The sequence below is a fragment of the Arthrobacter sp. P4_H3 genome (assembly GCF_056400885.1).
In genome coordinates, this window is the sequence record NZ_JBFUKK010000020.1 from 39,297 (window position 1) to 66,292 (window position 26,996).

Genomic DNA, 26,996 nt, shown 5'->3' on the forward strand with positions numbered 1-26,996 from the left:
CCGCGACGGGGCGGCCGCCAGTCACCACCGGCACCCGCCCCGCGCTTCATTTACCGGCTAGCTGCCGATTTCGTGCATGCTGTCCTGCTTGGATTCGATTTCGATCTTGCGCGGCTTGGCCTGCTCGGCGATCGGGATGCGGAGCGTCAGGACGCCGGCGTTGTAGCTGGCCTTGACGTTGTCCGTGTCCAGGGTGTCGCCGAGGATCAGCTGGCGGCTGAAGACGCCGCGGGGGCGCTCCGAAATGACCAGCTCCACGTTGGGCTGCGTCTGATCGCGCCGTTCAGCCCGCACAGTCAGCACATTCCGCTCAATATTGAGGTCCACCGAATCGACGTCGACTCCAGGCAGATCGAACGACACCACGAACTCCCCGTCTTCCTGCCAGGCGTCCATCGGCATGGCCGCAGGCCGGGCAGCGGTTCCAAAGACCTGCTGGGTAATTCTGTCCAGTTCACGGAACGGGTCCGTACGCATCAACATCATTTCCCACTCCTTCGACATGTGGTTGTGGCTGCATTTCTTTTCCTTGCCCGCCCTTATCTATGGTGGCGGGTATAGATTTTTTATAGCACCAGTGGGAGACTGTGGCAAGGGCAAAAATGAAGAAACCGGGGAGGGCCCATGGCAGCGCGTGGTGAGGAGACGGGCGTGTATGCCATCTCCGTGGTCGCCCACCTTGTGGGCACAGGCCAACAGAACATCAGGCTCTACGAACGGAAGGGCCTGCTCACGCCGGACCGCACCTCCGGCGGGACGCGGCAGTACAGCGAGGCGGACCTCGCCGTACTGAAGCGCATCGGCGAGCTGCTGGACGAAGGACTCAATCTTGCCGGCGTGGCGAAGGTACTGGAACTTGAGGCAGCCAACGCGAGGCTCCGGACCGAACTGAAGAGGGCGCGCGCCCGCCCGCAGGACTCAGGGGCATGAGCGGCGGCTACTTGCCGCCGGCAAGCAGGTAGGACTCCTCGAGAAGTTCCGCCAACTCCTCCACCTCGATCCGGTCAAGCCGGACCAGGACAAGCTGCGGCGAGCGCTCGTGGTGCGGAGTCCAGAAGTACGTGCCGGGGTCCGTTCCGGCGAGCGCTTCCCGTTCCGCCGTCTTGACGGTCAGGACACCGTCCTCCCAGATCCTGGCCATGAGCGTCCGGGCAAACCATGCCGGCTGGTTCCAGCTGGGCCGCTCGGTGACGCCAGGCAGAGCGAGGCAGATGCGCCGGACGTCCTCTTCGCCGGCCATTCCGCGCTAGCCTTCCTCCGCATCGGCCTTGGACAGTTCACCGGTGATCTGTTCTCCCGGGACGCGGGCCGTGCGCCACGTATCCACCGCGATGACGGCCCCCAGCACCACGAAGGAAATGAACAGCGAGGCCAAAGCGTCGCTGACCCAGTGGTACCCCAGGTAGAGCCGGCTCACCGAGGCCAGGACAATTCCGATGGCGGCAGCGGCGAAGCCGGCCACAGCCGGCCACGTGCTTTGGCGGCGCGAGAAAACGAGGAACGCGGTGACCAGGAGGAAATCGCAGGCACCGAGCACATGCCCGGAGGGGAAGGAGAACGTGACGTCCGGACCGAACAGCATAAGGTCCAGGGGCGGCCGCTGGCGGCCCACCGACCGACCGATGATCTGGGCCAGCGCCACGCCCGTCAGCATGGCTCCGGCCAGGAGCAGCGGGCGCCAGGCGTGCTTGGCGGCGATGCCCCAGGCCACGGTGACCACCAGGACGATGATGGGGAGCGCGACGGGTCCGAAAACGATCGCCAGGAAGATCATGACGGCGGTGAGCGGTTCCGAGCGCTGACTTAGCAGCCAGGCCCGTGCGGGTTCGTCCAGGCCGGTTAGTCCGTCCCTTCCGAGGACATCCGCGAGAGTCAGCACGAACAGCCCTGCACCCAGGATCATCAGGATCAGGGCGATCCGGTACAGGTTCTTCCGGGAGCCCGCACTCATGTACCGCTCTTCGACCACGAATTTGTCGTGGAAGACCCGCCACCAACGGGGCGATTTCCGCGATTGATCTTCAGCCATTTTAACGCCCCGCCTCAGCAGTCCCTAACGATGTTCTCCGCTGAGATTATCCCGGTTCCGCCGTTTTGGCCCGCGGCGGACCGCTGACAGGCCGGACCCTGACCGCCGCTGGCCGATCCAGTCAGGCCGCCGCGGTAGCCTGACTGGATGGGTGCCATGAACGAACTGATTGACCGGGCCGCCGTCGGCCTGCTGGCCCGGGTCCTGACGGACGCATCACCCGGCACGTCCTGGACGAATGTGACGGCTTCCGGCGGCGCGCTGGACCACCTCAGCCTCCGCGGCCGCACAGACCACGTCAGCCAGGGACTCCTGGCGGACATCGCCGGAGTGGCCGGACCTCAGGGGAAGTATCCGACGGCGGCGCGCATCTTCCGCCGCGCCCTCAAGGACGCCGACTTCACGGGTTGGATCCTCTGGCCCGTCACGGAAACGGCCGTGACCCTCGCCCTCGATTCGACGGAGTCCGCCGACTTTGACGACTGCCTCCGGCTTCTCGCCGAGCTGACGCCACGACTGACCGGGGAGTTCGCCATCCGCCGGCTGCTTGCCGCCGACCTGGACCGGGCGCTCGCCGTCGCGCTGACCTGGACGGCCCACCCCGACGAACACGTCCGCCGCCTCGCCAGCGAAGGCACCCGCCCTTACCTTCCCTGGGCTGTGCGGATTCCCGGCCTGATCGAACGGCCCGGGGCCACCATTCCCATCCTTGATGCCCTGTACCGCGACCCGCATGAGTATGTCCGGCGTTCGGTGGCAAACCACCTCAATGACCTGGCACGCCACTCCCCCGAAGCAGTGCTGGCGGCAGCTGCAGGCTGGGCCGCGGAACCGGACGGCAACACGAAATGGGTGATCCGCCACGGACTGCGCACCCTGGTCAAGAAAGCCCACCCGGGCGCCCTGGCCCTGCAGGGGTTCGCTCCGGCGTCGCTCACGGTAACCCCGCCGAGGCTGGACCGGAGCGTCGTTGAACTGCCGGCGGACCTCGCCTTCGAATTCGAGATCTCAAACACGGGGACCGTTCCGGCCAGGCTCGCTGTGGACTACATCGTGCATTACATGAAGGCGAACGGCTCGCAGTCCGAAAAGGTCTTCAAGCTGGCGGCCCTGACCCTGCACCCCGGCGAAACCAGAACGGTGTCCAAGCGCCACGCCTTCCGGCAGATGACCACGCGGGTGCACCACGCCGGCAGCCACGGCCTGGAACTCCAGATCAACGGCGTCAGATATGCGCACACCCACTTCCTCGTGGAGACCTGATCCGGCAGCCTCCGCGACCGGCGAAGCCCGGGCGATCTACCACCGGAGGTATAAAATGTGATTTGACTCACAAGATTACGGCCGTTATGCTCAATTCGTTGTTAGCGCTAACATATCAGCCATCCTTGTGGAATCATATCCTGGAACCGCCCACGCGGCGGGTCCGGGCAACGAAGTACTTCTGGTGACGGATCTCCGGGTCAGGCACCAATCGACCGGATCCTTCCGGCCGGCCCCCGGCCGGGAAGCGCAGATGCCTCCCGGCTCAGTACCAATTCGCGGACTGTGTTGTCCGCGGAAGGAGATAAACGTGAGAATCAAGAAACTCCTGGGCGCACTCGCCGTCGTCCTCGCAGTCACAGTGGGGGCCACAGGGTGCGGAAGCCGGGGCGGAGCGGCCACACCTTCCGGCAGCGCCGATGCAGCGGGCTCGCTCGTGGGCATTTCAATGCCCACCCAGACCTCCGAACGTTGGATCGCGGACGGCAAGAACGTCTCCGATTCGGTCACGAAACTGGGCTACAAGGCGGACCTGCAGTTCGCCAATGACGACATTCCCACGCAGGTCTCGCAGATCGAAAACATGCTGACCAAGGGCGCCAAGGCCCTCATCATTGCGGCCATTGACGGCACCACGCTCACCGACGTCCTCGCCAAGGCGAAGGAGCAGAACGTCAAGGTGATCGCCTACGACCGCCTGATCAACGGCACACCGAACGTGGACTACTACACCACGTTCGACAACTACACCGTGGGCGTCCAGCAGGCCACGTCACTGCTCACCGGGCTTGGCCTGGTTGATGCCAGCGGCAAGAAGGTGGAGGGCAAGGGCCCGTTCAATGTGGAGCTCTTCGCCGGCAGCCCGGATGACAACAACGCCAACTTCTTCTGGACCGGCGCCATGGACACGCTCAAGCCGTACCTGGACGCCGGAACCCTGAAGGTCCCCAGCGGACAGACCAAGTTCGAGCAGGCAGCCATCCTGCGCTGGCAGGCCCCCGTTGCCCAGAAGCGCATGGAGGACATCCTGACCGCGGCCTACAGCTCCGGCACCAAGCTCGACGGTGTCCTCTCCCCCTATGACGGCCTGTCCATCGGCATCATCTCCGCACTGACCAGCACCGGCGGCTACGCCAAGGGCAACCTTCCGATCGTGACCGGCCAGGACGCAGAGAAGGGCTCCGTGAAGTCCATCATCGCCGGCGAGCAGTACTCCACCATCTTCAAGGACACCCGCAAGCTCGGCGAGCAGGCAGTGAAAATGGTTGACGCCGTGCTGAAGGGCCAGCAGCCTGAAACCAACGACACCGAGACCTACAACAACAAGGTCAAGGTGGTCCCGGCCTTCCTGCTCGAGTCCGTGATCATCACCAAGGACAACTACAAGCAGGAACTGGTTGATTCCGGCTACTACACGGAGGCAGACATCAAGTAGCAGCCGTACCGGGTGCGGCCGGGCCGGGTCCCGGCCGCACCCCGACGGGGGACCCTGCATCCGCAGGAGTCCGGCTCTGACAAGTCATCGGGAAATCACCATGAACGTACCTATTCTTCAAATGCGGGGAATCACCAAAACCTTTCCCGGGGTGAAAGCCCTCCAGGACGTCACCCTGGATGTGAACCGCGGCGAGGTGCATGCCATCTGCGGTGAAAACGGCGCAGGTAAATCCACCCTTATGAAAGTCCTCTCCGGCGTGTACGCGCACAACACCTTTGAGGGCGACATCCTCTTCGAAAACGAACCGTGTGACTTTTCCAGCATCAGCGACAGCGAAAAGCGCGGCATCGTGATCATCCATCAGGAACTGGCGCTGAGCCCTTATCTTTCCATTGCCGAAAACATCTACCTTGGCAACGAGCTGGCCAGGAACGGCTGGGTGGACTGGCGCCGGACCAACCTGGAAGCCACGAAACTGCTGGCACGCGTCGGGCTGAGCGAAAACCCCGTGACCCCGATTCAGCACATCAGCGTCGGTAAGCAGCAGCTGGTCGAAATCGCCAAGGCGCTGTCGAAGGAAGTGAAGCTGCTCATTTTGGATGAGCCGACCGCGGCGCTCAACGATGAGGACTCCGACCACCTGCTGGACCTCATCCTGCATTTGAAGGGCCAAGGCGTCACGAGCATCATCATCAGCCACAAACTCAACGAAATCCGCAAGGTCGCCGATGCCGTGACCATCATCCGCGACGGTAAATCGATTGAGACCCTGCGGCTCGACCAGGGGCAGATCACCCAGGAACGCATCATCCGCGGCATGGTGGGCCGGGACCTGGAAAGCCTGTATCCGGACCGCAAGCCCAGCATCGGGGAGGAAGTCCTCCGCATTGAAGACTGGACCGTGCAGCATCCCCAGGATGCCAGCCGCACGGTGGTCCACAACGCCAGCCTGAACGTGCGGAAAGGCGAAGTCGTCGGGCTGGCCGGCCTCATGGGCGCAGGCCGGACCGAACTGGCCATGAGCGTCTTCGGCCGGACCTATGGACGCGCCGTTTCCGGCAAGGTGTACAAATACGGCAAGGAAATCAACACCGCCACCGTCTCCGATGCCATCCAGCACGGGATCGCCTATGCCACCGAGGACCGCAAGCACTACGGCCTGAACCTGATCGAGGACATCAAGCGCAATATCTCGATGGCAGCCCTGCACAAACTCGCGAAGCGCGGCTGGGTGGACAAGAACGAGGAAACCACGGTGGCCAACCGCTACCGGAAGAGCATGAACATCAAGGCGCCCTCCGTGGCCGCCATCACGGGAAAGCTCTCCGGCGGGAACCAGCAAAAAGTCGTGCTGAGCAAGTGGATGTTCTCAGACCCCGACGTGCTGATCCTCGATGAACCCACCCGCGGCATCGATGTCGGGGCGAAGTTCGAGATCTACACGATCATCGCCGAGCTCGCAGCCGAGGGGAAGGCCGTGATCGTGATCTCCTCCGAACTTCCGGAACTCCTGGGCATCTGCGACAGGATCTACACCCTGTCCGCGGGCCACGTCACCGGCGAGGTCCCTATCGCCGAGGCCACCCAGGAATCCCTCATGCACTTCATGACCCAAGAGAAGGAATAGCGAACATGTCCGCCCTACGAGAATCCCTTGGCTTCCTCACAAGCCGCCTCCGCCAGGTTGGCATCTTCGTCGCCCTGATCCTGATCGTCCTGCTCTTCCAGGTCCTGACCGACGGCATCCTGCTGCAGCCGCAGAATGTCACCAACCTCGTGGTTCAGAACAGCTACATCCTGATCCTGGCCATCGGCATGGTCATGGTCATCATTGCCGGCCACATCGACCTCTCCGTGGGGTCCATCGCCGGTTTCATCGGCGCCGTATCGGGTGTGATGATCGTCCACTGGGGCTGGGCGTGGTGGATTGCCATCCCGGCCTGCCTACTCGTCGGCGCCCTTGTCGGCGCCTGGCAGGGCTACTGGATCGCCTACGTTGGAATCCCCGCGTTCATCGTGACCCTCGCCGGCATGCTCATCTTCCGCGGACTGACCCTGATCACGCTCAAAAACCAGCAGATCACCCCGTTCCCCGCTGAACTGCGCGCCCTCGGCGGCGGCTTCCTGCCCGACATCTCCGGCGGCACCTCCGTACTCGAATGGCTGACCGTTATCCTGGGCGTCGGAGGCACGGCAGCCATCCTCTTCCAGGCCATCAAGGAACGCCGCGTCCGCCGCAAGTTCAACCTCGAAAACGAACCCATGGCGTGGTTCGCCATCAAAACCGGGTTCATCGCCCTGCTGATGCTCACCATCACTTTCCTGCTCGCCAGCTACCGGGGAACGCCCATTGTGCTGATCGTGCTGGCCGTCCTGGTTATCGTCTACTCGGCGCTCATGAACAACAGCATCTTCGGCCGCCACACCTATGCGATCGGCGGAAACCTCCACGCGGCCGAACTGTCAGGCATCAAGACCAAAGCAGTGACGTTCCGGCTGTTCGTCAACATGGGTGTGCTTGCCGCGCTGGCGGGCCTCGTGTTCACGGCCCGCCTGAACTCCGCCCAGCCGGCCGGCGGCACAGGCTTCGAGCTGGACTCCATCGCTGCCGCTTTTATTGGCGGTGCCGCAGTACAAGGCGGCATCGGCACCGTGGCCGGAGCCATGGTGGGCGGCCTGATCATGGGTGTGCTCAACAACGGCATGTCGATCCTCGGCCTCGGCACCGACTACCAGCAGCTCATCAAGGGCCTGGTGCTCCTGCTCGCCGTCGGCTTCGACATCTTCAACAAGAACCGCAGCAGCGGCGGCGGATCTGCCATCGGAAAGCGGTTCAAGCTCAGGACGACACCTCCTGCCGGTGCCGAAACCAAGGAACCGGCCCAGGACCGCCCGGTGGCTGTGCCAGCCGGCACCGAGCAGGCAAGCACCGTCAGCAACCCCTGAGCCGGTCCACGCACCGGACGCCCTGCCCAGCCAGAGAAGGACAGCCCATGCCCACACTCATTGAGCCGATCGACATTCAGGTCACCACTCGGCGCATTCTGGACGAACGCCTCGAGGCCGCCGTCAATGACCTCCGGGAGGTGGCGATGCTGACGGGAACCCACGGGATCCTAGTCACCCGCAACCAGCCCGGACACTACACCGTGGCCCTTTCCGAAGAGGTTCCGTTCGGAACGACCCGCGAACTGATTCGCTGAAGTCGGGTGCTCTCGTGCATCCATGCTATGGCTGAAGTTTGACGGCAACACAGACCACACAAGGGAGGCCGACGGCGGCAGTCACATGCCGCCGTCGGCCTCCTTTTTCGGTGGTTCCGTCCGTTGTGCTTCCGGCGCTGGTTAGCGCCCGCCCTCGATCTTCCGGGAGCGCTGCTCCTGTGCCATCGGACCGTACGGGTACACGCCCAGCTGCGGCTCGCTGACCTCGGTCAGGCGCCGGGTTTCGTCCTCCGACAGCCGCAGGTCCGCCGCGGCAAGGTTGTCCGCCAACTGCTCCGTGGTGCGGGCCCCGAGGATCACGGACGTCACCGCCGGGCGGTCCGCCAGCCAGGCCAGGGCGACCTGCGAGGCGCTTACGCCATGGTCCGCCGCGATCTTCTCCACGGTTCCGATGACCTCCCAGGTCCGCGGATTGTCGTTGCGGGCCTGCCAGGCTTCCATCCCGCGTTTCGGATTCTCCCCGAGCCTGGTGGCACCGGCCGGTGCCTCGTCACGCTTGTACTTGCCGGAGAGCCAGCCGCCGCCAAGGGGTGACCACGGCAGCAGGCCGATGCCGGCGTCGAGGGAGGCGGGAACAATCTCCGATTCAATTTCGCGGACCAGCAGGCTGTATTGCGGCTGCAGGGTGACCGGGGCGCTCCAGCCGTTGGCCCTGGCGACGTGCACCGCCTTGGTCAGCTGCCAGCCCAGGAAGTTGGAGAAGCCGTAGTAGGCAATCTTGCCGCTGCTGACGGAGTCGTGCAGGAAGCGCAGCGTTTCCTCCAGCGGGGTGATGGGATCCCACGCGTGCATCTGGTACAGGTCGATCTGTTCGACGCCGAGGCGCCGCAGCGAATCGTCGAGGGCACGCGTCAGGTGCCGGCGCGAGGTTCCGAGATCGTTTGGAGCCTTGCCCATCGGGAAGCGTCCCTTGGTGGCCACAACAGCGCGGTCCCGGACGTCGGGACGGGCCGCCAGCCAGCTGCCGATGATCTGCTCCGAGACCCCCTGGCTGTAGACGTCCGCGGTGTCGATGAAGTTGCCGCCGGCTGCAAAGTAGTCATCAAGGATGGCGAACGAGGTGTCCTCGGTGGCCTCAGCACCGAATGTCATGGTGCCCAGCGCGTAGTTGGAAACGACGGCGCCGCTGTTGCCCAGTGTGCGGTATTCCATAGTGCTCCTCAGTCCTCGGTGGGGGTGGTGCGGTTCGGGTGGTAGCTGCGCCAGCTGTGCTCGGGGGCGTAGCCCAGGAGACGCTTCGCCTTGTCGATGGACAGCATGGTCTCGTGTTCGCCGAGTTCCCGGGTCACCTTGACGCCGGGAAAGACTTCCGCGGCCAGGCTGGCACTGGACCGGCTCATGACCGTGTCCTCGTTGGCAATGATGAACGCCTCGAACCCGGGTTTGCCGTTCTCCAGCGCCCTGGCCACGGCCTGGGCGCCGTCGCGGCCGTCTATGTAGCCCCACAGGTTCCACTTCCGCAGGGTGGCGTCGGAGTCAAAGGCCGGAAAGTCCTCGTAGTCCTCAGGGTCCATGACATTGGAGAACCGCAGTCCCACAATGCTCAGTTCCGGGTCCCAGCGGGTCAGCTGGATGGCCATCTGCTCCTCCAGGTGCTTGACCAGCGAGTACGTACTCTCCGGCCGGGCCGGATATTCCTCGTCCACCGGGATATAGGGCGGCTCGACGTCGAACGGGAGTCCCAGCACCGTCTCGCTGGAGGCGTAGACAATGCGTTTGATCCCGGCACGGCGCGCGGCCTGGAAGACGTTGTAGGTGGCCAGCATGTTGTTCTCGAAGGTGGCGGCGTCCGGCGCCAGGCCGGGCGCCGGAATGGCACCCAAGTGGACCACCGCGTCGAAGCCCTGGTGGCGGTCATCGAGGCCAAGGATGACGTCCAGCACCTGGCCGTAGTCGCGCAGGTCCACTTGGGTGAAGCCGCGGGCCCTCGCGCCCGAGCGGTCCAGGTTCAGGACGTTGTGCCCGTCCGCGGCGAGCCTGCGGACCACGCTTCTGCCCAGCTTCCCGCTTCCTCCGGTAACAGCAACTCTCATCAGGAACTCCTCTGGGTTGTTGGCGGCAGCAGTGCACCGGGGGTCTTCCGGCACCGCCGTCGTCATTCCACCCTAGGGGCGCTGCGGCACGCGCGCAGCCCTTTTGGCTGGCCCTCTGAGTCCTAGGAAGAAGCGGCCCTGCCTGTGGGAGCACACGGCTCGGACGGAACAGGCGTATGGGGTTCTTAGATATGCTGTGACTGGCCTGGCAGGCCGAGGCTCGGGCGGCCGAACGGAAGCCTGCTCGGACCGATCCCCAGCGAGACGTAGTAGCCACCGGCCACCATCACCGCGAAGCCGGAGACGCCTAAATACAGCAGCTGCAGGACGGCACCTGCGATCACCATGAGGAATCCGAAGACCACGCACAACGCCCCGAGCACCACCCGGCGCATCAGTAAACGCCGCCGGCCTTCCATACGCGCGGCGAATCGCGGATCATCCTCGAGGAGCGACTTTTCGATCTGCTTGAGGATGTCCCTTTCATGTTCAGAAAGCGGCATCGTTACCTCCGAACTGGATTGATATTAAGGATCGTCCAGTCTGGCGTTATGTCAATAGAGCCAAAAGACATGGACGAAAGCCGGTGGCTTCAGGGCTACCGTGTTCAGTGACTTTGTGCCCTAATCCCGGTTGGTGCCAAGCCCTAACCTGAATTCATGAGCGCGGTGAGCACCGCGCGCCACGTCCCGGGAGCATCGTCATGAAAGCAGCAACGGCGAGCATCACTGCAGGCGCAATCCTGCTGCTGGCGGGCGCACTGCTGCTGCTGGACTCGCTGGAAGTGGTCAACTCCGGGGTGCTGGTGTGGCCGTTTGTCTTTGGCGCCGCCGGCGCGGCCTTCCTGGCGGTATTTTCCAGAAGCCGCGCCAACTGGTGGGCGGCCATTCCGGGGTTTGTCCTCCTGGGGCTGGCCGCAGTCATCGCCACCACCGGGCTGTGGCCCGGACAAGCGGGCGACTGGCCGGGCTCGTTGTTCTTCCTCTTTATCGCCGCCGGCTTCGCGGCGGTGTACTTCCGTGAACAGGCCAACTGGTGGGCGCTGATTCCCTGCGGCGTGTTGCTCACCCTGGCCCTGGTGGTGGCATTGCCGCCCGGACTCGACGGAACACCGGTGGCGGCTGTGCTGTTCCTGGGCCTCGCCGCCACCTTCGGCGCTCTGGCCCTCATTCCGGAGCGGATGAAATGGCCCTTGATCCCGGCTGCGGTGCTTGCCGCCCTGGGGCTGTCGTTCGCCGTTCAGTCCACCGTGACTCTCGGCGCCATGGACTACATCACTGCCCTGGTCCCGCTGGTGGCTGGCGTGTACCTGTTGTATTACGCCTTCCACAGCCGCCGGCAACCGGCCCACGGGCAGGGCGGCTACCATTCCGATGAACCAGGACCGGGTGATGCTCACCGTGGCCACTGACCCAGCACACGGGGACAACGTTGTTGGGGGGACGCGGGTATACATCCTCGACAGCCATGCCCTGGTCCGGCTGGGGCTCCGGGAGCTGCTGGAAGAGGCGCACTTCGTGGTGGTGGGCGAGAGCGGCTCGGCCGCCGAGGCGAGCCAAGGGATCCCCGGGCTGAACCCGGATCTGGTGGTGATCGGGGCGCACCTGCCGGAGGGCACCGGCATCGAGGTGTGCCGGGAGATCCTCTCCGACAACGCGTCGCTCCGGTGCCTGCTGCTCAGCAGTTACGACGACGACCATGCGTTGGGCAGTGCGGTATTGGCCGGGGCGGCCGGCTATGTGCTCCGGCAACTGCCCGGAACCGCCCTCATCGAGGGAATCCGCAAGGTGGCCACCGGCGAATCGTTGCTGGCGCCGGGGGCCAAACGCAGGGTAATGGAGGGCTTGTACAGGGTCCAGGCGGACCGTAGCGGCCTGAGCCCGCACGAGCTGGAGGTTCTTGCCCTGATGGGGCAGGGCCTGACTAACCGTGAGATCAGCGAGGAAACCAGCTTTGCCCGGGCCGCAGTGAAAATGCAGGTGGCCGGGATCCTGGTGAAGCTGGGCTTCGAGCTGGGCAGTTAGGTCCCGGCGCCTACCGCACCGTCCCGGTGCCTACCGGGTCACCTTGTCCCGGGTCATCTGGAGGGGGCGCTCCAGGTCAGGCGGGTGCCGCGCCCCGGGCTGCTCTTGATGGAGCACTCCCCGCCCAGGGCCACGGCCCGGTGCTTCATGTTGGCGATTCCGCTGACACGCAGGGGGTTTTCGAACCCGCAGCCGTTGTCCGCAATCCTGAGCTCCACACCGTCTGTCCCGGCAGTCAGGGTGATGTCGATTTCGTCGGCGCCCGAGTGCCGTACTGCGTTGCTCAAGGCCTCGGACAGCACAGGCAGCAGCTGTTCGACGACGGCGTCGGGCACCGCTTCGTCCACCGGTCCCGTCAGCTGGACCTTGGGTGAAAATTCAGAGTTCCGGATCCCCTCGTGGATGGTCCGCATAATGAGGCCGGTCAGCGGCTCCTTTTGGCCATGGCCGGTCCGCATCGAGTAGATGGTGTCCCTGAGTTCGTGGATGGTGCTGTCCAGCTCCGCGGTAACCGCCGAGATGCGGTCCTGGGCCACGGGGTCCGGGATGTACCGCCGCAGGCTCTGCATGCTCAGGCCCGCCCCGAACAGCCGCTGGATCACCAGGTCGTGCAGGTCCCGGGCGATCCTGTCCCGGTCGGTGGACAGCAGCTGCTCTTCCCTACGCTCCCTCGCGCGGAACAGCCCCAGGGCCAGCCCGACCCGGGAACCGAAGACGGCGCTCGACTGGATGTCGGCTTGGAGGTAGAGGGCCGCTCCTGCGGGCCGGGCGAGGATCAGGAGGCCGCATTCACTGCTCTTGCGCCCCAGTGCCGCCACCAGCAGCGGACCCAGTTTCGCGTCAGTTCCGGGCCCGAAAACATCGCTGGGATCCCGGACCAGCGCCGACATTCCGGTGCCAATGACCTCGGCGACGATCTTCGATGCCGGCAGCTCCTGGCCGGCAGGGAAGGACTGGACGCCCACCATCGTCCGGCAGCGCTGGGTGCCGTCGGCATCGGGATAGGCCACCACAGCCAGGATCGAATCCGAAACGGTCAACGCCCGCTCGGCCACGAGGTCCAGGTTGTCCGTTTCACCGGGAAACAGCGCCGAACTCAGCTGGTCGCTGACCTCGAGCCCGGCTTCAAGCCACCGTTGGCGCCGCCGCGTATCCTCGTACAGCCGCGCATTCTCGATGGCGACTCCCGCGGCCGCCGCCAGGGCCGAGGCCAGCTCCTGGTCCTCCGCGGTGAACGGTCCGCCGTCGAGCTTCTCTGTCAGGTAAAGGTTCCCGAATACCGCACCCCGCACACGCACCGGTACGCCGAGGAAGGTCTTCATATCCGGATGGTTCGGCGGGAACCCGCTGGCCATCCGGTGGGCTCCCAGGTCGTCCAGCCGCAGGGCTTCGGGCTGGTTGATCAGGTGCCCGAGTACGCCGCGGCCGGTGGGGAGCTCACCGATCAGCCGGATGCCGTCGTCGTCAATTCCCACCGTGATGAAGTGTCCCAGTTGGTGGTGGTCGTCGAGCACGCCAAGGGCGCCGTAGCGCGCTCCCACCAGTTCGCAGGCGGACTGCACCACACGGTCAAGGACGGCTTCGAGGCTGAGGTCTTCGGTGAGTGAGACTACGGCGCCAAGCAGGCCCTGCATCTGGTCCTGGGCGCGCACCAGCTCGTCCGCCCGGGCTACGAAGTCGCGGAGCAGGTCCTCGGTGCGTCTCCGGATGGGTTCACGCCACATGGCGCCATCGAACGCAGGATAGGTACGGGTTGAAAACCGGAAGGTCTGGGCTCATGCGACTCCCCCATGCAACGAGACTCACACGGCGGACTTCTTCACCGAGTTCCAATAAATCAACCCCAGACTGATGACAACACAGTACCAAGACGGGCACAGCCGCTCAAGGGAAACGGTGCGGGACTAAAGGCACTGGGAAACCCGCAGGCGCGGATGGGAACCTAAAACAGCGGAATACCGCGGCTCCCCGGATGTGAGGAGGTGATCGGACGTGCGCATCGGACTGATCGCCCCGCCATGGTTGCCGGTGCCTCCACCACGCTACGGCGGCACCGAGGTGGTGGTGGACGGGCTGGCCCGCGGGCTGGTTGCGGCCGGTCATGACGTGCTGCTGGCTGCCCCGGCGGGAAGCACGTGCCCCGTTCCGCTCGTGCCGGACATGCCGAAGCCGAGCATGGGCACATCCGCCACCTGGTTCGCCGGTGCCGAGCTGTACCATGTGGCCCGCGCCTATGCCGCCATGACGGATGTGGACCTGGTGCACGACCACACCGTGGCCGGCCCCTTCTTCCGCTACCGCCCGGCCGCCCTGCCCGTGGTCACCACCAGCCACGGGCCGTTCAGCTCGCACCTTGGAGATCTCTACCGGCTAATGGGGCCCGACGTCTCCATGGTGGCGATCTCGCATCGGCAGGCCGCCGATGCCAAAGGCATCAGCGTCGCCCGGGTAATCCACCACGGCATCGACGTGGACGCCGTTCCGGTGGGCGACGGAAGCGGCGGTTACGCGGCGTTCCTCGGCCGGATGAGTCCGGACAAGGGCCCGAGGGAAGCCATCCTGGCCGCCCGTGAGGCGGGACTCAGGCTGCTGATGTCCGCCCGCATCCAGGGCGAGGAGGAGGCCGACTACTTCGACAGCCAGGTTGCCCCGCTTCTGGGGCCGGACGTGGAGTTCCTCGGTGAACTGACCGCAGCGGAAAAGTACCAGCTGCTGGGCGGTGCGGCAGCATTCCTCAACCCGATCCAGTGGCCGGAACCCTTCGGCCTGGTGATGATCGAAGCACTGGCAACCGGCACTCCCGTGGTGGGTACGGGTTCCGGCGCGGCCCCTGAAATCGTGGAGGACGGCGTCACCGGCTACCTCCGCGGCACCATCCGGGAACTGGCCGAAGCCCTGGTCCTGGCGTCGGCCCTGGACCGGCGAGCGTGCCGGCAGTCGGCCGAGATGCGCTTCAGCATCGGGCGCATGGTGGCCGACCATGTCTCGCTATACCGCGACGTGTTGGAGGACAGGCTGCCCCAGCACGGCGGCTAGGTGCCCGCCCCGCCCAAATCCGTCACCCCGTCCACTCACTTCCGCCCGGCACGAGGTAGCGGACGAACCAGTCCTTGGCCAGTGCCGCAGCTTCAGCCAGCGTCCCGGGTTCCTCGAACAGGTGGGTGGCTCCCGGAACCACCGAGAGCTGGTTGGGACACCGCATCAGGGCCTGGGCCCAATGGTTGAGCTCCAGCACCTCTCGGTCGGCACCGCCCACTATCAGGAGGGTGGGCGCGTGGACGGCAGGGAGCCTCTTGCCGGCGAGGTCCGGACGGCCTCCGCGCGAAACTACGGCCCCGATCCGCGCTCCGGGTTCCGCCGCCGCCCACAACGCTGCGCCGGCGCCCGTACTTGCACCGAAGTACCCCACGCGGCTTCCGGAGGTGTCCGGCCGGCCGGCTAGCCACGCTGTTGCCCCCGCCAGCCGGCCCGCAAGCAATTCGATGTCGAACACATTGGCACGGTTGAGTTCCTCGGCGGGGGTAAGCAGGTCAAGGAGCAGCGTCCCAAGCCCCGCCCGCTGAAGGAGCGAGGCCACAAAACGGTTGCGGGGACTGTGCCTGCTGCTGCCGCTTCCGTGGGCGAACACCACCACGGGCGCCGCCCTCACCGGGAGGTAGAGGTGCCCCTGGAGCTGCACTGCGCCTACCTCAATCTGCACGTCCTCATCGACGCCGATCCCGTTGGCGGCGGACTGGGCGCTGTGCAGCCGCTTGGCTGCCACGTCGAGCAGCAGCACCACTTCGTCGTCGCCTGTGGGGGAAAAGTCGCGGTAGTGATAGCCCACGGCGGTGAAGTGGCGGGGCGTGGCCAGGCATACGATTTCGTCCGCTTCGCTGAGGGTCGAGAGCGTGTCTGCCGGGGCCACCGGAACTGCGAGCAGCACCTTGGCAGCGCCCAGCTGCCGGGCAATCATGCACGCCACGCGCGCCGTGGAACCGGTGGCGATGCCGTCGTCGACAATCACGGCGGTGCGGCCTGTCAGGTCCATGCGGGTCCGTCCCTTCCTGAACCGTTCCACCCGAGTCTCGAGCACGGCGCGCTCCCGTTCCTCAACCGCTGCGAGTTCGGCTTCCGACACCCTGACGCGGGAGATGATGTGCTTGTCCAGCACGCGTGCCCCGCCTTCACCGATGGCTCCCATCGCCAGCTCAGGCTGGAACGGCACTCCCAGCTTCCGCACCACAATGACGTCCAGGGGCGCGTCCAGCGCCGCGGCGACTTCGAAGGCGACGGGAACACCACCGCGGGGCAGTCCGAGGATCACGATGTTCTGGCCTCGAAGGTACTCGAGGCGCTGGCCAAGCCGCCGCCCCGCTTCAACCCTGTCCTCGAAAATGCTCATCGCCAGCCGTTCGCAGTGTGACATTGGCCGCTGTCGGCGTCCGGGCAATCCATCGGTAGGCAGGGATGCGGGGAGGGGCTTCGGCGACCGCCCTTCTCCCACTATCCGGCAGGCGGGAGCCGGGAGCGAAGGGCCTTTCGGCCCGGATTCAGAGGACATCGAGGGCATCGCTGCAGCCGCCCGCCCGGCCCCCGGCGCCCAATGTCACACGCGACCGGAGCCCGGCAAGGGATGTATATACTTTCCCGGTACGGTTTAGCAGAGAGCCGTTGGATAGTTCTACGATCCGGCTTCTCTGCGTGCTTCCCCGCCAGTCACATTTCGGGGTGGGTGGCCGTGCTGCCGGTTCGTTTTGACCTGAACGAAACGGCAGCAAGAACATCGTGGCCAGCGAGTCGACCGCAAACGGAACGTCCATCAGCCAGCACCTGCACGAAATGGTGTTGAACAGCTCAGATGTAGAGGAATTCCTCTACGAACTCGCACGCGTGTCCGCGCGCAGCCTGTCCGAACCAGGGGATGCCGTCCTGTGCGGCATCACGCTGCTCCGGCAGAAGAAGGCAGCGACGGTGGCCAGCAGCAGCCCGGAAGCGCAGGCGATGGACGAAATCCAGTACGCCTACGGTGACGGCCCGTGCATGACCGCCTCCCGCGACCAGGAGACGGTCCACATCAGGGATCTTGCGGACCACGACCGCTGGCCGAAGTACTCGGACACGGTCCTGGGCCACGGAGTCCGGTCCATCCTCGCCGTGCCGTTCCGGCTCGACGGCGACACCCGGGCGGCGCTGAACCTCTATTCGCACCGGCCCGGCCGGTTCGAGGGCAAGGTCCTGGAGCTCGCCGAGGACTTCGTCAGCCAGACGTCCCTGGCCCTCCGGCTGGCCGTAAGGTTCGCCCACTTCAGCGAGACGGCGGCAAACCTGAAGGCAACACTGGAGTCCCGCACCGCCATCGACGTTGCCATCGGCATCATCATGGCGCAGAACCGGTGCAGCCAGGAGGAGGCCTTCCAGCTGCTCAAGTCCGCCTCGAGCGCCCGGAACGTCAAGCTGCACGGTGTGGCAACGGCCATCGTCGACTCCCTGGGCCACGGGCCTGCCAGGACGCACTTCGAGCTGTAACAGGATCCGGCTCGCCACCCGCCGGCCCACGCACGCCAAAAATAAACGTTGCACCGGAGTGTGATGCGTGCCATACTTTTTCTCGATGCGTATCGACGATGCGTATCGACAGCGGGATCAACCAGGCCCGAAACCCAAATGGCCCGGCATCCGGCAGGCCCGGACGCACAGGAGGTGGGAAAGCGTGCCAACCAGCAAAGACGTCGCGGAAGCGGCCGGCGTCGCCCAAAGCACCGTCTCCTACGTCCTGAGCGGCAAGCGGCCCATCTCGGAAAAGACCCGCAAGAAGGTCGAGGCCGCCATTGAGCAGCTGACCTACCAGCCCAACGCCGGGGCACGGGCTCTCGCCAGCCGCAAGACCCGCGTCATCGGCCTGGTCATCCCTTTCATCCCTGAACTGGAGATGGCCTCGATCATGGAGTTCGTTTCCGTGATTGCCTCCACCGCACGGCAGTACGACCACGACATCCTGCTGGTCACCGAGGACGAAGGGGCCGCCGGGCTCCGCCGCGTGGTCGGCCAGCAGATCTGCGACGGGCTGATACTCATGCAGGTGGAAGACGAGGACGAGCGGCTACCGGTGGCCCGGACCCTCAACGTCCCGGTGCTGCTGATCGGCATTCCCCGCGATCCGTCCGGACTCGTCTGCATCGATGCGGACTTCGAAATGGCCGGCGAGCATTGTGTCCGGGACCTTGCCGCCGCGGGACACTCCGTCATCTCGATCATCGACTGGCAACCTGCCGTGGTGAACCGCCACGTGAATTATGTGGACCGGTTCATGGGCGGCGCCGACGCGGCTGCCGAGGCCCTGGGTGTGTCCGTGCAGCACCTCCCGGGCGGCCCGGACCAGGCTACTATTGCAGATTCCGTGGACAAGGCCCTGGCCGCGACTGAAGGCGTGCCGGCGTTCATCGCCCCCGACCGCACCGTCCAGGACATCCTCCGCCGGGCCCTGGCCTCCCGGGGCCTCACCCCGGGGGTGAACGTCTCCATCATCGGAAGTGCCACCCCCACGCTGGCCGAACTCCAGCCCATCCCGCTTTCCACCATCGACCTGCGCCCAGCGGAGGTCTCCCGCCGGGCCGTGAAAATCATCTGCCAGCTTCTCGAAGCCGACTCCCAGGGACCACACGAATCCCTGGAGTTGGTCCCCACGGTCATAACGCACCGTTCCAGCACGCTCCGTCCACCCCACGGCGATTAGCTCCGCCTTCCCTGCCCGAACTTTTTATTTGACCATCGTCGATACGCATCGATGATCTGCTTTTCCGACAATTCGCACAACCCAACAACACAAGGAAACAGACAATGAAGTCAGCACTTCGGAACAGCCGGCCCCTGGCCGTGGCCGTGACCGCCCTCGTGGGCCTGCCCATCCTGCTCTCCGGCTGCGGCACCGCCGCTTCGTCTTCCTCGACGGAGCCGGTATCGGAGATCTCCGTCATGGACTACTACAACAACGAGCCGGACAAAACCTTTATCGGCGATGCCCTGACTGCCTGCGGCACCAAGGCCGGGGTCACCATCAAACGGGAGACGGTCCCGGGCAAATCCCTGATCTCCAAGGTCCTCCAGCAGTCCTCATCCAAGACGCTGCCCGACGTGCTGATGCTGGACAACCCTGACCTGCAGCAGATTGCGGCCACGGGCGCCTTGGCTCCCCTGGCTGACTTCGACATCAGCACCGCCGACTTCGCCGCCGGTGTCCTCAGCGCGGGCACCTACAAGGACAAGGTGTACGGGCTGGCCCCCACCGTCAACACCATCGCCCTGTTCTACAACAAGGACATCCTGGCGAAGGCCGGCGTCACCCCGCCCGCCACGTGGGACGAGCTGGAAGCGGCGGCCGCCAAGCTGACCTCGGGCGACCAGTACGGGCTGGCGTTCAACGCCAACCCCACTTATGAAGGCACCTGGCAGTTCCTGCCGGTCATGTGGTCCAACGGCGGCAACGAAAAGAACATCGACACTGAGGAAACGGCACAGGCCCTGCAGCTCTGGACCGATCTGGTGAAGGACGGTTCCGTATCCTCCTCCGCCCTGAACTGGACCCAGGCCGACGTCAAGGACCAGTTCCTGGCCGGCAAGGCAGCCATGATGGTCAACGGACCCTGGCAGATCCCTTCCCTCGACAAGCAGGCCTCGCTGCAGTACGGCGTGGTGAAGATCCCGGTCCGGGAAGCCGGCCAGACCGTGGTTGCCCCGCTCGGCGGCGAAGTCTGGACCGTTCCCCAGACCGGGAACAAGGCCCGCCAGGCCAAAGCCGCAGAGGTGGTCTCCTGCCTCAACAGCGACGAAAACCAGCTGGCCATGGCCAAGGTCCGGAACACCATCCCTTCCAAGACCACGTTGGCCGCCACATTCGCCGAGGAGAACCCCAAACTCGCCACCTTCACCGAACTCGTGAAGACGGCCCGCGCCCGCACCGGCCAGCTCGGCGAGGAATGGCCCGCGCAGGCCACCAAGATCTACACCGCCATCCAGACCGCGCTCACCGGCAAGGCATCCCCGTCGGAAGCCCTGAAGCAAGCGCAGGGACAGTAGGCAGCGGCCATGTCACTGACAACTGATTTGTCGCAGGCCACTCCCCCGAACGGCAAGCCGGGCATGCGAAAGGGCGCGGGCCGCCGGCCTGGCCCGGGCAGGGCCGGATCCGGGGACGAGCCGGGCGGCACTGCTCCGGCGCCGCGGCGACGCAGCCGCCAGCGCCGCGAGCGCCTCTTCCAGTGGCTGTTCCTGGTCCCCGCCGTCGTCTACATGGCACTGTTCTTCGGCTACCCCGTGGTCAAGAACATCGTCATGAGCTTCCAGGACTACACCACCGCCACGTTCTTCACCGGCGAAGCCCCATGGGTGGGGCTGGCCAACTACGCGACGGTCCTGTCGTCGTCGTTGTTCTCCACGTCCCTGCTCAACACTGTGTTGTTCACGGTGGGGTCCATCCTGGGCCAGTTCGTGATCGGGCTGGCGCTGGCCGTCTTCTTCCAACGGAAGTTCCCGCTCAACGGGATCCTCCGGAGCCTGCTTCTCCTGCCGTGGCTGCTGCCGCTGATTGTCTCCAGCGCCGTGTGGCGCTGGATCCTGGACAAGGACAGCGGTGCCCTGAACCGGTTCCTGGGCGACCTGAACATCGTGGACACCGGGGTGCCGTGGCTGACCAGCACTTCACTGGCGCTGATCGCCGTCGTCGGCGTGAACATCTGGATCGGCATTCCGTTCAACCTGACCATCCTCTATGGCGGCCTGCAGGAAATCCCCGACGAGCTGTATGAGGCGGGCTCGCTGGACGGTGCCTCTGGCTGGAAGGCATTCCGGCACATCACATGGCCCATGCTCCGGCCGGTGGTGAGCGTGGTCCTGGTGCTCGGCGTGGTGTACACGCTCAAGGTCCTGGACATCATCCTGGGCCTGACTAACGGCGGCCCCGCCAACTCCACCCAGACCATCGCAACGCAGTCCTACGGGCTCTCTTTCCAGGAGTTCAAGTTCGGCGAGGGCGCCGCACTGGGCAACATCCTGGTGATCATTTCGCTGGTGTTCGCGGTCCTGTACCTCCGCGCCAGCCGGCGAGCCGTAGATGAGTGAGGAAACCATGACGACGACAACCACCTCCCGCCCGGGCCTCACCCGTAGTTCCGCCCCCGTTACGGACCGCAAGAACTGGGGGTCCACGGCGCTGGCCATCTTCTTCCTGGCCGTCATGCTGTTCCCGGTCTACTGGATGGTCAACGCCTCGCTGCAGCCCAACGGCACCACCCTGGAAACATCCTGGCTACCGCTTAAACCGGACTTCACCGGCTACGCCACTGCCATCAGCGAGCAGGGCGGCAACCTGGGCACCAGCCTGGTCATTTCGCTCGGCAGCGTGGTGCTGAGCCTGGCCATCGCCGCTCCGGCAGCGTACGCCCTGGCCTACTTCAAGGTCCGTGGCGCCGGCATCGTGCTGTTCGCGATCCTGATCAGCCAGATGATCCCCGGCATCGTGGTGGCCAACGCCCTGTACACCGCCTACAACGACCTGGGCCTGCTCAACTCCATCCCGGGCCTGATCCTGGCGGACTCGGCGCACGGCATTCCGTTCGCGATCCTGATCATCCGGGCCTTCATGAACGGCATGCCGGCCTCGGTGATCGAGGCGGCCAGGGTGGACGGCGCCGGCCACCTCCGCGCGTTCTGGTCCATCGTGCTGCCGCTGAGCCGGAACTCGCTGATCACTGCCGGGCTGTTCACCTTCCTGTTCGCCTGGAGCGACTTCCTGTTCGCCCTGACTCTGACCACCACCGAAGCCGTCCGGCCGGTGACGCTGGGCATCTTCCAGTACATCGGTGCCTATGTGAACGACTGGAGTTCGGTCATGGCGACAGCGGTGCTGGCCTCCATTCCGGCCATCATCCTGCTGGTCGCGGCCCAGAAGTACATCGCGGCTGGCACAACCGGCGGCGCCGTCAAATAACAGCGCCGTCAAATAACAGCGCCGTCAAATGACGGCTCCCTTCGACACTTTCAACATCCAAGGAGAAACCATGACCCCGCAACCAACCCCCCAGGACGGCACCGTCCGCGTCACCGTCTGGAGCGAGAACCGGCACGAAAAGCGCGACGAACTGGTCGCCCGCCTCTACCCCGACGGGATGCACGGCGCCATCAAGGCCGGCATCGAGGAAAACCTTGGGTCCAAAGCCAGCGTCCGCACCGCCACGCTGGACGAGCCCGAGCACGGCCTCACCGAGGAGGTCCTGGCCAACACGGACGTCCTGACCTGGTGGGGGCACATGTCCCACGGCGACGTGGAGGACGAGATCGTGGAGCGCGTGCACCGCCACGTCCTCGCCGGCATGGGCCTGATCGTGCTGCACTCCGGGCACTGGTCCAAGATCTTCACCAAGCTCATGGGCACGTCCTGCACGCTACGCTGGCGTTCCGAGCAGGACCGCGAACTTGTCTGGACCGTGGACCCCACGCACCCCATCGCCAAGGGTGTGCCGCACCCCATCGTGATCGACCAGCAGGAAATGTACGGCGAATTCTTCGACATCCCCACCCCCGAAGAGCTCGTGTTCATCAGCGCCTTCAGCGGCGGCGAAGTGTTCCGTTCCGGCTGCACCTTCCGCCGCGGCCACGGCAAGATCTTCTTCTTCAGCCCGGGCGACCAGGACTACCCGGTGTACCACCACAAGGACGTCCGCCGCGTCATCGCGAACGCCGTCGAGTGGGCCGTCACCGACCGTCCCGAGCGCGCCTACCCCGAGCTGCTGCGCTACGAGACGAACGATTTCTTCAACGGCAAGAGCTACCAGGGGGCCACCGCGTGAGCACCCCCTTCGCCACTATTCCCGACGACGGAACTCCCCTGCGCGTCGTCGTCGTCGGCGCCGGCGGCATGGGCCGCGCCTGGCTGAACACGGTCGAACTATCGCCCGAGGTGGAACTGGCCGGCATCGTGGACCTGGACCTTGAGGCCGCCGGCGCGGCAGCCGCCGCCATCGGGCGCCCGGACCTTGCGGTCGGGACGGGCACCGCCGCACTGGCGGCCGACGTCGGGGCGCGGGCCGTCATCAACGTCACCGTCCCGGCCGCGCACCACCCGGTGACCGCCGAGGCGCTGTCCGCGGGCCTGCCGGTCCTGGGCGAAAAGCCGGTTGCCTCCACCGTGGCGCAGGGCCTGTCCCTTGCCGCCGCCGCCGAACTGTCCGGGCAGCTGTTCATGGTCAGCCAGTCCCGCCGTTACAACCGGCAGCTTTTCGAGGCGAAGCGCCTGGCCGCCTCACTGGGCAGCGTGGGGATCGTTTCGGCCGAATTCTTCAAGGCCCCGCACTTCGGCGGCTTCCGCGATGCCATGGACCACCCGCTCCTGCTGGACATGGCGATCCACCAGTTCGACATGGCCCGGTTCCTGCTCGACGCCGACCCGGTCTCCGTCTTCTGCGAGGAGTACAACCCGTCCTGGAGCTGGTACCGCGGAGATGCCGGGGCCAGTGCCATCTTTGAGATGACCGGCGGCGAGCGCTTCGTTTTCACCGGCAGCTGGTGCAGCCCCGGGAAGGAGACGTCGTGGAACGCTTCATGGCGGATCAGCGGCGAACACGGCACCGTGCTGTGGGACGGTGACAACGAGCCCACGGTGGAGTCCACCGAAGCCACAGATCCGGCAACCAGCCCCGACCCCGGCCAGGAAATCGCCGGCTCGCTGCGGGACTTTGTGGCAGCGCTCCGTAACGGGAGCACCCCGATGGGACAAGTCCACCGCAACATCATGAGCCTGGCGATGGTGGAGGCTGCCGTGCTCAGCGCCTCAACCGGAACGAGGGTCTCCGTCGATGCCCTGCTGGAAGAGTCCCACCGGCAGGCAATCCTGGAAGAGCGCGATCCCGGCGCGCTGGAGGTCCTCAAGTCCTGGCCTTCGGCCCGGACGGCATTGTCCGGGTCCTAGGCTGTCAGCACCCTAGAACATCGGCAGCAGGAAGCCGACGACCATGGCTGCCGCCCCGATGCCGGCCAGGATCCAGCCTAGGACTCCGGCGGCTTCTCCCCGGACTTCCGGTTCAGTGGTCTGCCACCGGGTGGGCGTCTTCACCGCGTAATGGATGGTGACGGCGTCCCCCGGCGCCATGTGCCGGATGTCGTGCGGAGACATCGGTGCGTTGTGGACCTGGTAATGGTGGTCGAACCAACGGAAGCCGACGCCGCTTTCGTCGGAGTAGACCACGCCCTCCGATTTGGTCCACTGATCCTCGAACCGCCTCATCGTCCCCACGACCACGAGGAGGATCAGGCCGGCGGGCAGGCAAATCCAGGTCAGCACTTCCAGGATGGGACCTGCAATGTCGAGAACTCCGGGCATGATCATGATGGTACCGTTCCCGTGCGCTTCTTGATGCGGGCCAGATCCGCCGGGCGCTTCAAAGCGGTCCGCGGGCCGGCCGGCATGCCACACTATGGACTACGAGCGGCGCATGCCTAAGGGAGCAACACACATGGTGACGGGGCAACGCACCCACCGGTTTGGCAAAGACAGGTGGCGCGGCAACGGCCTATCCAGTGCGGACGTCTCTGAACGTGTCCGCGGAGGTTTGACCAATCTGGTCTCCAACGCATCCAGCCGCAGCCTGTGGGACATCTTCCGCGCGAACGTCCTGACCCTGTTCAATGCCATTGTGGCTGGGAGCTTCGTGCTGCTCCTGGCCTTGGGGCAGTGGCAGGACGCCCTCTTCGGCTTCGCCGCCGTCGGCAACGCCGTCATCGGGGTGGTCCAGGAGTACCGGGCCAAGAAGTCGCTGGACCGGCTTGCGGTGCTGAACTCCCCGCACGCACGGGTCCTGAGGGACGGCGCCATCCAGGACATTCCGACGGCCGAGGTGGTCCTTGACGACGTCATCCTGCTCTTCGCCGGGGACCAGGTGCCCGCGGACGCCACCGTGTTCGACGCCAACGGGCTGGAAATCGACGAGTCCCTGCTCACCGGCGAATCCAACCCCGTGGACAAGGAGGCGGGCTCCGAGGTCCTGGCCGGGTCCAGTGTTGTTGGCGGCCAGGGCCGGGCGCAGGTTGTCCGCGTGGGGGACGATTCCTTCGCCGGCAAGCTCACGACGGCGGCCAAGCGTTTTTCCCTGGTGAACTCGGAAATCCGCAACGGCCTCAACCGGGTCCTGCGCTGGATCACCTGGGGCCTCCTCCCCGTCATGGCCATCGTTGTCAACGGGGAGATGCACGCCCAGGGAGGCTGGAGCCAAGCGCTGGCCACAGGGGCCTGGAAGACCGCGGCGGTGGGCACCGTGGCCAGTGTCATCGCCATGATTCCGCTGGGCCTGGTGCTCATGGCCAGCGTCGCCTTCGCCCTGGGCGGGCTGCGGCTCGCGCGCCGCAAGGTCCTCATCCAGGAACTGGCAGCCGTGGAAGGGCTCGCCCGGGTGGACATGCTGTGCCTGGACAAGACCGGCACCCTCACTGAAGGACGAATCATTTTCGACGCCAGGCACGACGCCGGCGCCGCACCGGTTCAAGGGTGGAAGGAGGCACTGGGCTGGTTCGGGGCCGACCCCGATGCAAACGCCACCGCCCGCTGCCTCGCCGCCGTCTACAAGGACGACGGCGTCCCCCGCCCGGTATCCTCCGTCCCCTTCGCGTCGTCCCGGAAATGGAGCGCGGTCAGCTTCAACGACGGGTCCGCGCCCGGCACCTGGGTTCTGGGCGCCCCGGAACTCGTCCTCGGTTCCACGACCCCGGGACACGTCCAGGCCCTGGCCTCGGCAGCCGTACTGGCATCGTCAGGCCTCCGGACCCTGGTTTTGGCCCATGCCGGGCAGCCCATGGCAGCCCGGGAAGCGGTGGAGCCGGCCCTGCCGTCCGTGCTGGTGCCTGCCGCGTTACTGACATTCCGCGAAAAGATACGGCCCGACGCCGCCACGACCCTCGCCTACTTCCGGAAACAGGGCGTCGACCTCCGCATTATCTCCGGTGACGATCCGCGGACCGTGGCGGCAGTCGCCCGCGACGTAGGCCTGGACTCCACTGACGGTTACGATGCCCGCGACCTGCCGGACAATCCCGAACTCATGGCGGACGTCCTGCAGGACCACAAGGTATTCGGCCGGGTCACCCCCGCGCAAAAGAAGGCGATGGTCGCCGCACTGCGCAGCCGGGGCCACGTGGTGGCCATGACCGGTGACGGCGTCAATGATGCCCTGGCGCTGAAGGAGGCGGACGTCGGGATTGCCATGGGCACCGCCGCCGCGGCCACCAAGGCCGTCTCCCGGCTGGTGCTCCTGGACGGCCGATTCGACAGGCTTCCCGGCGTCGTGGCCGAGGGAAGGCGGGTCATCGCCAACATCGAGCGCGTCTCCATGCTGTTCCTTGCCAAGACAGCGTATGCCATTGCCCTTTCGGTGGTCTTCGGCGGGTTGCTGTGGGGCTTTCCGTTCCTGCCGCGACAGCTTTCCGCCACCGATGGGCTCACCATCGGCATCCCCGCTTTCTTCCTCGCCCTCATGCCCAACGCCCGGCTCTACAGGCCCGGCTTCCTCAAACGCTCCCTGACGTTTGCCGTCCCCGCCGGCCTCATCATCACTGCGGCCGTCCTTACACTGAACGCCTTTGCGGCGATCGCAGGCGTGTACGGGGAGGGCTCCGTGCGGACCGGGTCGGTCATGGTGCTCGCCCTGGTGGCACTCTGGGTGCTCGTGGTGCTTTCCCGGCCGCTGAACCGCTGGCGTCTCCTCATCGTCGCCTCAATGTATGCCGGCCTCCTCGCGCTGCTCACCGTCCCCGTTATGGCAGACTTCTTCGGCATCTCGTGGCCCCCGAACGAGCTCCGCAACGCCGCCCTGTTGGCGGCGCTTGGCGGGTGCGCCGCCGTCGAGATCGTGTTCCGGTTACGCCGCCGCCTCAACATATGACGCGATGCGGACCGCGCAGCCATGGACGCATAACTGCGTATGGCACTTTGGAAGCCGGTTGCACCTAGGGTGGAGGGGCAAC

Annotated in this window: 26 protein-coding genes; 17 read left to right on the top strand and 9 right to left on the bottom strand. The window is 65.7% G+C overall.

Annotated features, from left to right (window positions below; translation table 11 throughout):
- Window positions 1–57: 57 nt before the first annotated feature.
- On the bottom strand, window positions 58–483 hold the full coding sequence (locus tag AC1DRE_RS20385; protein ID WP_476986420.1) for an Hsp20/alpha crystallin family protein: 426 nt from the start codon (window positions 481–483) through the stop codon (window positions 58–60).
- 141 nt (window positions 484–624) lie between these two features.
- Here AC1DRE_RS20385 and AC1DRE_RS20390 point away from each other — a divergent pair, with 141 nt between their 5' ends.
- On the top strand, window positions 625–930 hold the full coding sequence (locus tag AC1DRE_RS20390) for a MerR family transcriptional regulator (RefSeq protein WP_476986320.1): 306 nt from the start codon (window positions 625–627) through the stop codon (window positions 928–930).
- 7 nt (window positions 931–937) lie between these two features.
- Here the strand turns inward: AC1DRE_RS20390 and AC1DRE_RS20395 are convergent, their stop codons facing one another.
- Together AC1DRE_RS20395 and AC1DRE_RS20400 are read right to left on the bottom strand one after the other, a co-directional pair.
- The gene (locus AC1DRE_RS20395; protein WP_476986321.1) at window positions 938–1,240 is read right to left on the bottom strand and encodes an MmcQ/YjbR family DNA-binding protein; all 303 of its coding nucleotides are present in this window, start codon (window positions 1,238–1,240) and stop codon (window positions 938–940) included.
- Between the two features lie 6 nt (window positions 1,241–1,246).
- Window positions 1,247–2,029, bottom strand: coding sequence for a phosphatase PAP2 family protein (locus AC1DRE_RS20400; protein WP_476986322.1), 783 nt, complete (start codon window positions 2,027–2,029; stop codon window positions 1,247–1,249).
- 147 nt (window positions 2,030–2,176) lie between these two features.
- Between AC1DRE_RS20400 and AC1DRE_RS20405 the strand changes: the two genes are divergently transcribed.
- The 5 genes from AC1DRE_RS20405 (at window position 2,177) to AC1DRE_RS20425 (ending at window position 7,933) form a co-directional block, all read left to right on the top strand.
- The gene (locus AC1DRE_RS20405) at window positions 2,177–3,292 is read left to right on the top strand and encodes a DNA alkylation repair protein (protein ID WP_476986323.1); all 1,116 of its coding nucleotides are present in this window, start codon (window positions 2,177–2,179) and stop codon (window positions 3,290–3,292) included.
- Between the two features lie 310 nt (window positions 3,293–3,602).
- Window positions 3,603–4,727, top strand: coding sequence for a multiple monosaccharide ABC transporter substrate-binding protein (gene chvE / locus AC1DRE_RS20410; RefSeq protein WP_476986324.1), 1,125 nt, complete (start codon window positions 3,603–3,605; stop codon window positions 4,725–4,727).
- 100 nt (window positions 4,728–4,827) lie between these two features.
- A complete protein-coding gene (gene mmsA, locus AC1DRE_RS20415) occupies window positions 4,828–6,357 on the top strand; it encodes a multiple monosaccharide ABC transporter ATP-binding protein (RefSeq protein ID WP_476986325.1) in 1,530 nt (509 codons plus the stop codon).
- A 5-nt stretch (window positions 6,358–6,362) separates the two neighbouring features.
- Entirely contained in the window at window positions 6,363–7,676 is a 1,314-nt protein-coding gene (mmsB, locus tag AC1DRE_RS20420; RefSeq protein WP_476986326.1) for a multiple monosaccharide ABC transporter permease, read from the top strand.
- 47 nt (window positions 7,677–7,723) lie between these two features.
- On the top strand, window positions 7,724–7,933 hold the full coding sequence (locus AC1DRE_RS20425; protein WP_476986327.1) for a hypothetical protein: 210 nt from the start codon (window positions 7,724–7,726) through the stop codon (window positions 7,931–7,933).
- A gap of 141 nt (window positions 7,934–8,074) precedes the next feature.
- Here AC1DRE_RS20425 and AC1DRE_RS20430 read toward each other — a convergent pair whose 3' ends face one another.
- The 3 genes from AC1DRE_RS20430 to AC1DRE_RS20440 all read right to left on the bottom strand — a co-directional run bounded on the left by AC1DRE_RS20430 (window position 8,075) and on the right by AC1DRE_RS20440 (window position 10,490).
- The gene (locus tag AC1DRE_RS20430) at window positions 8,075–9,106 is read right to left on the bottom strand and encodes an aldo/keto reductase (RefSeq protein WP_476986328.1); all 1,032 of its coding nucleotides are present in this window, start codon (window positions 9,104–9,106) and stop codon (window positions 8,075–8,077) included.
- An 8-nt stretch (window positions 9,107–9,114) separates the two neighbouring features.
- Window positions 9,115–9,987 carry an NAD-dependent epimerase/dehydratase family protein gene (locus AC1DRE_RS20435; protein ID WP_476986329.1) on the bottom strand — a complete coding sequence of 291 codons (873 nt, stop codon included), beginning with the start codon at window positions 9,985–9,987 and terminating at the stop codon, window positions 9,115–9,117.
- A 185-nt stretch (window positions 9,988–10,172) separates the two neighbouring features.
- Window positions 10,173–10,490: a DUF3040 domain-containing protein gene (locus AC1DRE_RS20440; protein WP_476986330.1), complete on the bottom strand. Its 318-nt coding sequence runs from the start codon at window positions 10,488–10,490 to the stop codon at window positions 10,173–10,175.
- Between the two features lie 200 nt (window positions 10,491–10,690).
- On the opposite strand from AC1DRE_RS20440, the gene AC1DRE_RS20445 reads away from it, so the two are divergent.
- Window positions 10,691–11,398, top strand: a complete 708-nt coding sequence (locus AC1DRE_RS20445; protein ID WP_476986331.1) for a hypothetical protein — start codon at window positions 10,691–10,693, stop codon at window positions 11,396–11,398.
- Window positions 11,379–12,011 (top strand): response regulator, encoded by a 633-nt coding sequence (locus AC1DRE_RS20450; RefSeq protein ID WP_476986421.1) that lies wholly within the window; start codon window positions 11,379–11,381, stop codon window positions 12,009–12,011. Before AC1DRE_RS20445 ends, AC1DRE_RS20450 begins: the two co-directional genes overlap by 20 nt.
- 53 nt (window positions 12,012–12,064) lie before the next feature.
- Here the strand turns inward: AC1DRE_RS20450 and AC1DRE_RS20455 are convergent, their stop codons facing one another.
- Window positions 12,065–13,735, bottom strand: coding sequence for a GAF domain-containing protein (locus tag AC1DRE_RS20455; protein ID WP_476986332.1), 1,671 nt, complete (start codon window positions 13,733–13,735; stop codon window positions 12,065–12,067).
- Between the two features lie 268 nt (window positions 13,736–14,003).
- On the opposite strand from AC1DRE_RS20455, the gene AC1DRE_RS20460 reads away from it, so the two are divergent.
- Window positions 14,004–15,047 carry a glycosyltransferase family 4 protein gene (locus tag AC1DRE_RS20460; protein WP_476986333.1) on the top strand — a complete coding sequence of 348 codons (1,044 nt, stop codon included), beginning with the start codon at window positions 14,004–14,006 and terminating at the stop codon, window positions 15,045–15,047.
- Window positions 15,048–15,069: 22 nt separating this feature from the next.
- On the opposite strand, the gene AC1DRE_RS20465 is transcribed toward AC1DRE_RS20460, so the two are convergent.
- Window positions 15,070–16,395, bottom strand: coding sequence for a phosphoribosyltransferase family protein (locus AC1DRE_RS20465; protein ID WP_476986334.1), 1,326 nt, complete (start codon window positions 16,393–16,395; stop codon window positions 15,070–15,072).
- Between the two features lie 383 nt (window positions 16,396–16,778).
- On the opposite strand from AC1DRE_RS20465, the gene AC1DRE_RS20470 reads away from it, so the two are divergent.
- The 7 genes from AC1DRE_RS20470 to AC1DRE_RS20500 all read left to right on the top strand — a co-directional run bounded on the left by AC1DRE_RS20470 (window position 16,779) and on the right by AC1DRE_RS20500 (window position 23,952).
- On the top strand, window positions 16,779–17,519 hold the full coding sequence (locus AC1DRE_RS20470; RefSeq protein ID WP_476986335.1) for a GAF and ANTAR domain-containing protein: 741 nt from the start codon (window positions 16,779–16,781) through the stop codon (window positions 17,517–17,519).
- A 184-nt stretch (window positions 17,520–17,703) separates the two neighbouring features.
- Window positions 17,704–18,726 (top strand): LacI family DNA-binding transcriptional regulator, encoded by a 1,023-nt coding sequence (locus tag AC1DRE_RS20475; RefSeq protein ID WP_476986336.1) that lies wholly within the window; start codon window positions 17,704–17,706, stop codon window positions 18,724–18,726.
- Between the two features lie 104 nt (window positions 18,727–18,830).
- Window positions 18,831–20,066: a sugar ABC transporter substrate-binding protein gene (locus AC1DRE_RS20480; RefSeq protein WP_476986337.1), complete on the top strand. Its 1,236-nt coding sequence runs from the start codon at window positions 18,831–18,833 to the stop codon at window positions 20,064–20,066.
- 9 nt (window positions 20,067–20,075) lie between these two features.
- Complete coding sequence (locus AC1DRE_RS20485) at window positions 20,076–21,107, top strand: carbohydrate ABC transporter permease (protein WP_476986338.1); 1,032 nt, start codon at window positions 20,076–20,078, stop codon at window positions 21,105–21,107.
- A gap of 7 nt (window positions 21,108–21,114) precedes the next feature.
- A complete protein-coding gene (locus AC1DRE_RS20490) occupies window positions 21,115–21,975 on the top strand; it encodes a carbohydrate ABC transporter permease (protein WP_476986339.1) in 861 nt (286 codons plus the stop codon).
- A gap of 70 nt (window positions 21,976–22,045) precedes the next feature.
- Entirely contained in the window at window positions 22,046–22,834 is a 789-nt protein-coding gene (locus AC1DRE_RS20495) for a ThuA domain-containing protein (protein WP_476986340.1), read from the top strand.
- Window positions 22,831–23,952, top strand: coding sequence for a Gfo/Idh/MocA family protein (locus AC1DRE_RS20500; protein ID WP_476986341.1), 1,122 nt, complete (start codon window positions 22,831–22,833; stop codon window positions 23,950–23,952). The genes AC1DRE_RS20495 and AC1DRE_RS20500 overlap by 4 nt, the downstream gene beginning before the upstream one ends.
- Window positions 23,953–23,964: 12 nt before the next feature.
- On the opposite strand, the gene AC1DRE_RS20505 is transcribed toward AC1DRE_RS20500, so the two are convergent.
- On the bottom strand, window positions 23,965–24,363 hold the full coding sequence (locus AC1DRE_RS20505; protein ID WP_476986342.1) for a hypothetical protein: 399 nt from the start codon (window positions 24,361–24,363) through the stop codon (window positions 23,965–23,967).
- A gap of 229 nt (window positions 24,364–24,592) precedes the next feature.
- Here AC1DRE_RS20505 and AC1DRE_RS20510 point away from each other — a divergent pair, with 229 nt between their 5' ends.
- Window positions 24,593–26,914: an HAD-IC family P-type ATPase gene (locus AC1DRE_RS20510; RefSeq protein ID WP_476986343.1), complete on the top strand. Its 2,322-nt coding sequence runs from the start codon at window positions 24,593–24,595 to the stop codon at window positions 26,912–26,914.
- The last annotated feature ends 82 nt before the right edge of the window (window positions 26,915–26,996 follow it).

Excerpts from the sequence above, each read along its gene's own strand:
- AC1DRE_RS20385 (WP_476986420.1), bottom strand. The coding sequence starts at position 483 with ATGTTGATGCGTACGGACCCGTTCCGTGAACTGGACAGAATTACCCAG.
- AC1DRE_RS20390 (WP_476986320.1), top strand. The coding sequence starts at position 625 with ATGGCAGCGCGTGGTGAGGAGACGGGCGTGTATGCCATCTCCGTGGTC.
- AC1DRE_RS20395 (WP_476986321.1), bottom strand. The coding sequence starts at position 1,240 with ATGGCCGGCGAAGAGGACGTCCGGCGCATCTGCCTCGCTCTGCCTGGC.
- AC1DRE_RS20400 (WP_476986322.1), bottom strand. The coding sequence starts at position 2,029 with ATGGCTGAAGATCAATCGCGGAAATCGCCCCGTTGGTGGCGGGTCTTC.
- AC1DRE_RS20405 (WP_476986323.1), top strand. The coding sequence starts at position 2,177 with ATGGGTGCCATGAACGAACTGATTGACCGGGCCGCCGTCGGCCTGCTG.
- mmsA (WP_476986325.1), top strand. The coding sequence starts at position 4,828 with ATGAACGTACCTATTCTTCAAATGCGGGGAATCACCAAAACCTTTCCC.
- mmsB (WP_476986326.1), top strand. The coding sequence starts at position 6,363 with ATGTCCGCCCTACGAGAATCCCTTGGCTTCCTCACAAGCCGCCTCCGC.
- AC1DRE_RS20425 (WP_476986327.1), top strand. The coding sequence starts at position 7,724 with ATGCCCACACTCATTGAGCCGATCGACATTCAGGTCACCACTCGGCGC.
- AC1DRE_RS20430 (WP_476986328.1), bottom strand. The coding sequence starts at position 9,106 with ATGGAATACCGCACACTGGGCAACAGCGGCGCCGTCGTTTCCAACTAC.
- AC1DRE_RS20435 (WP_476986329.1), bottom strand. The coding sequence starts at position 9,987 with ATGAGAGTTGCTGTTACCGGAGGAAGCGGGAAGCTGGGCAGAAGCGTG.
- AC1DRE_RS20440 (WP_476986330.1), bottom strand. The coding sequence starts at position 10,490 with ATGCCGCTTTCTGAACATGAAAGGGACATCCTCAAGCAGATCGAAAAG.
- AC1DRE_RS20445 (WP_476986331.1), top strand. The coding sequence starts at position 10,691 with ATGAAAGCAGCAACGGCGAGCATCACTGCAGGCGCAATCCTGCTGCTG.
- AC1DRE_RS20450 (WP_476986421.1), top strand. The coding sequence starts at position 11,379 with ATGCTCACCGTGGCCACTGACCCAGCACACGGGGACAACGTTGTTGGG.
- AC1DRE_RS20455 (WP_476986332.1), bottom strand. The coding sequence starts at position 13,735 with ATGTGGCGTGAACCCATCCGGAGACGCACCGAGGACCTGCTCCGCGAC.
- AC1DRE_RS20465 (WP_476986334.1), bottom strand. The coding sequence starts at position 16,395 with ATGAGCATTTTCGAGGACAGGGTTGAAGCGGGGCGGCGGCTTGGCCAG.
- AC1DRE_RS20480 (WP_476986337.1), top strand. The coding sequence starts at position 18,831 with ATGAAGTCAGCACTTCGGAACAGCCGGCCCCTGGCCGTGGCCGTGACC.
- AC1DRE_RS20485 (WP_476986338.1), top strand. The coding sequence starts at position 20,076 with ATGTCACTGACAACTGATTTGTCGCAGGCCACTCCCCCGAACGGCAAG.
- AC1DRE_RS20490 (WP_476986339.1), top strand. The coding sequence starts at position 21,115 with ATGACGACGACAACCACCTCCCGCCCGGGCCTCACCCGTAGTTCCGCC.
- AC1DRE_RS20495 (WP_476986340.1), top strand. The coding sequence starts at position 22,046 with ATGACCCCGCAACCAACCCCCCAGGACGGCACCGTCCGCGTCACCGTC.
- AC1DRE_RS20505 (WP_476986342.1), bottom strand. The coding sequence starts at position 24,363 with ATGCCCGGAGTTCTCGACATTGCAGGTCCCATCCTGGAAGTGCTGACC.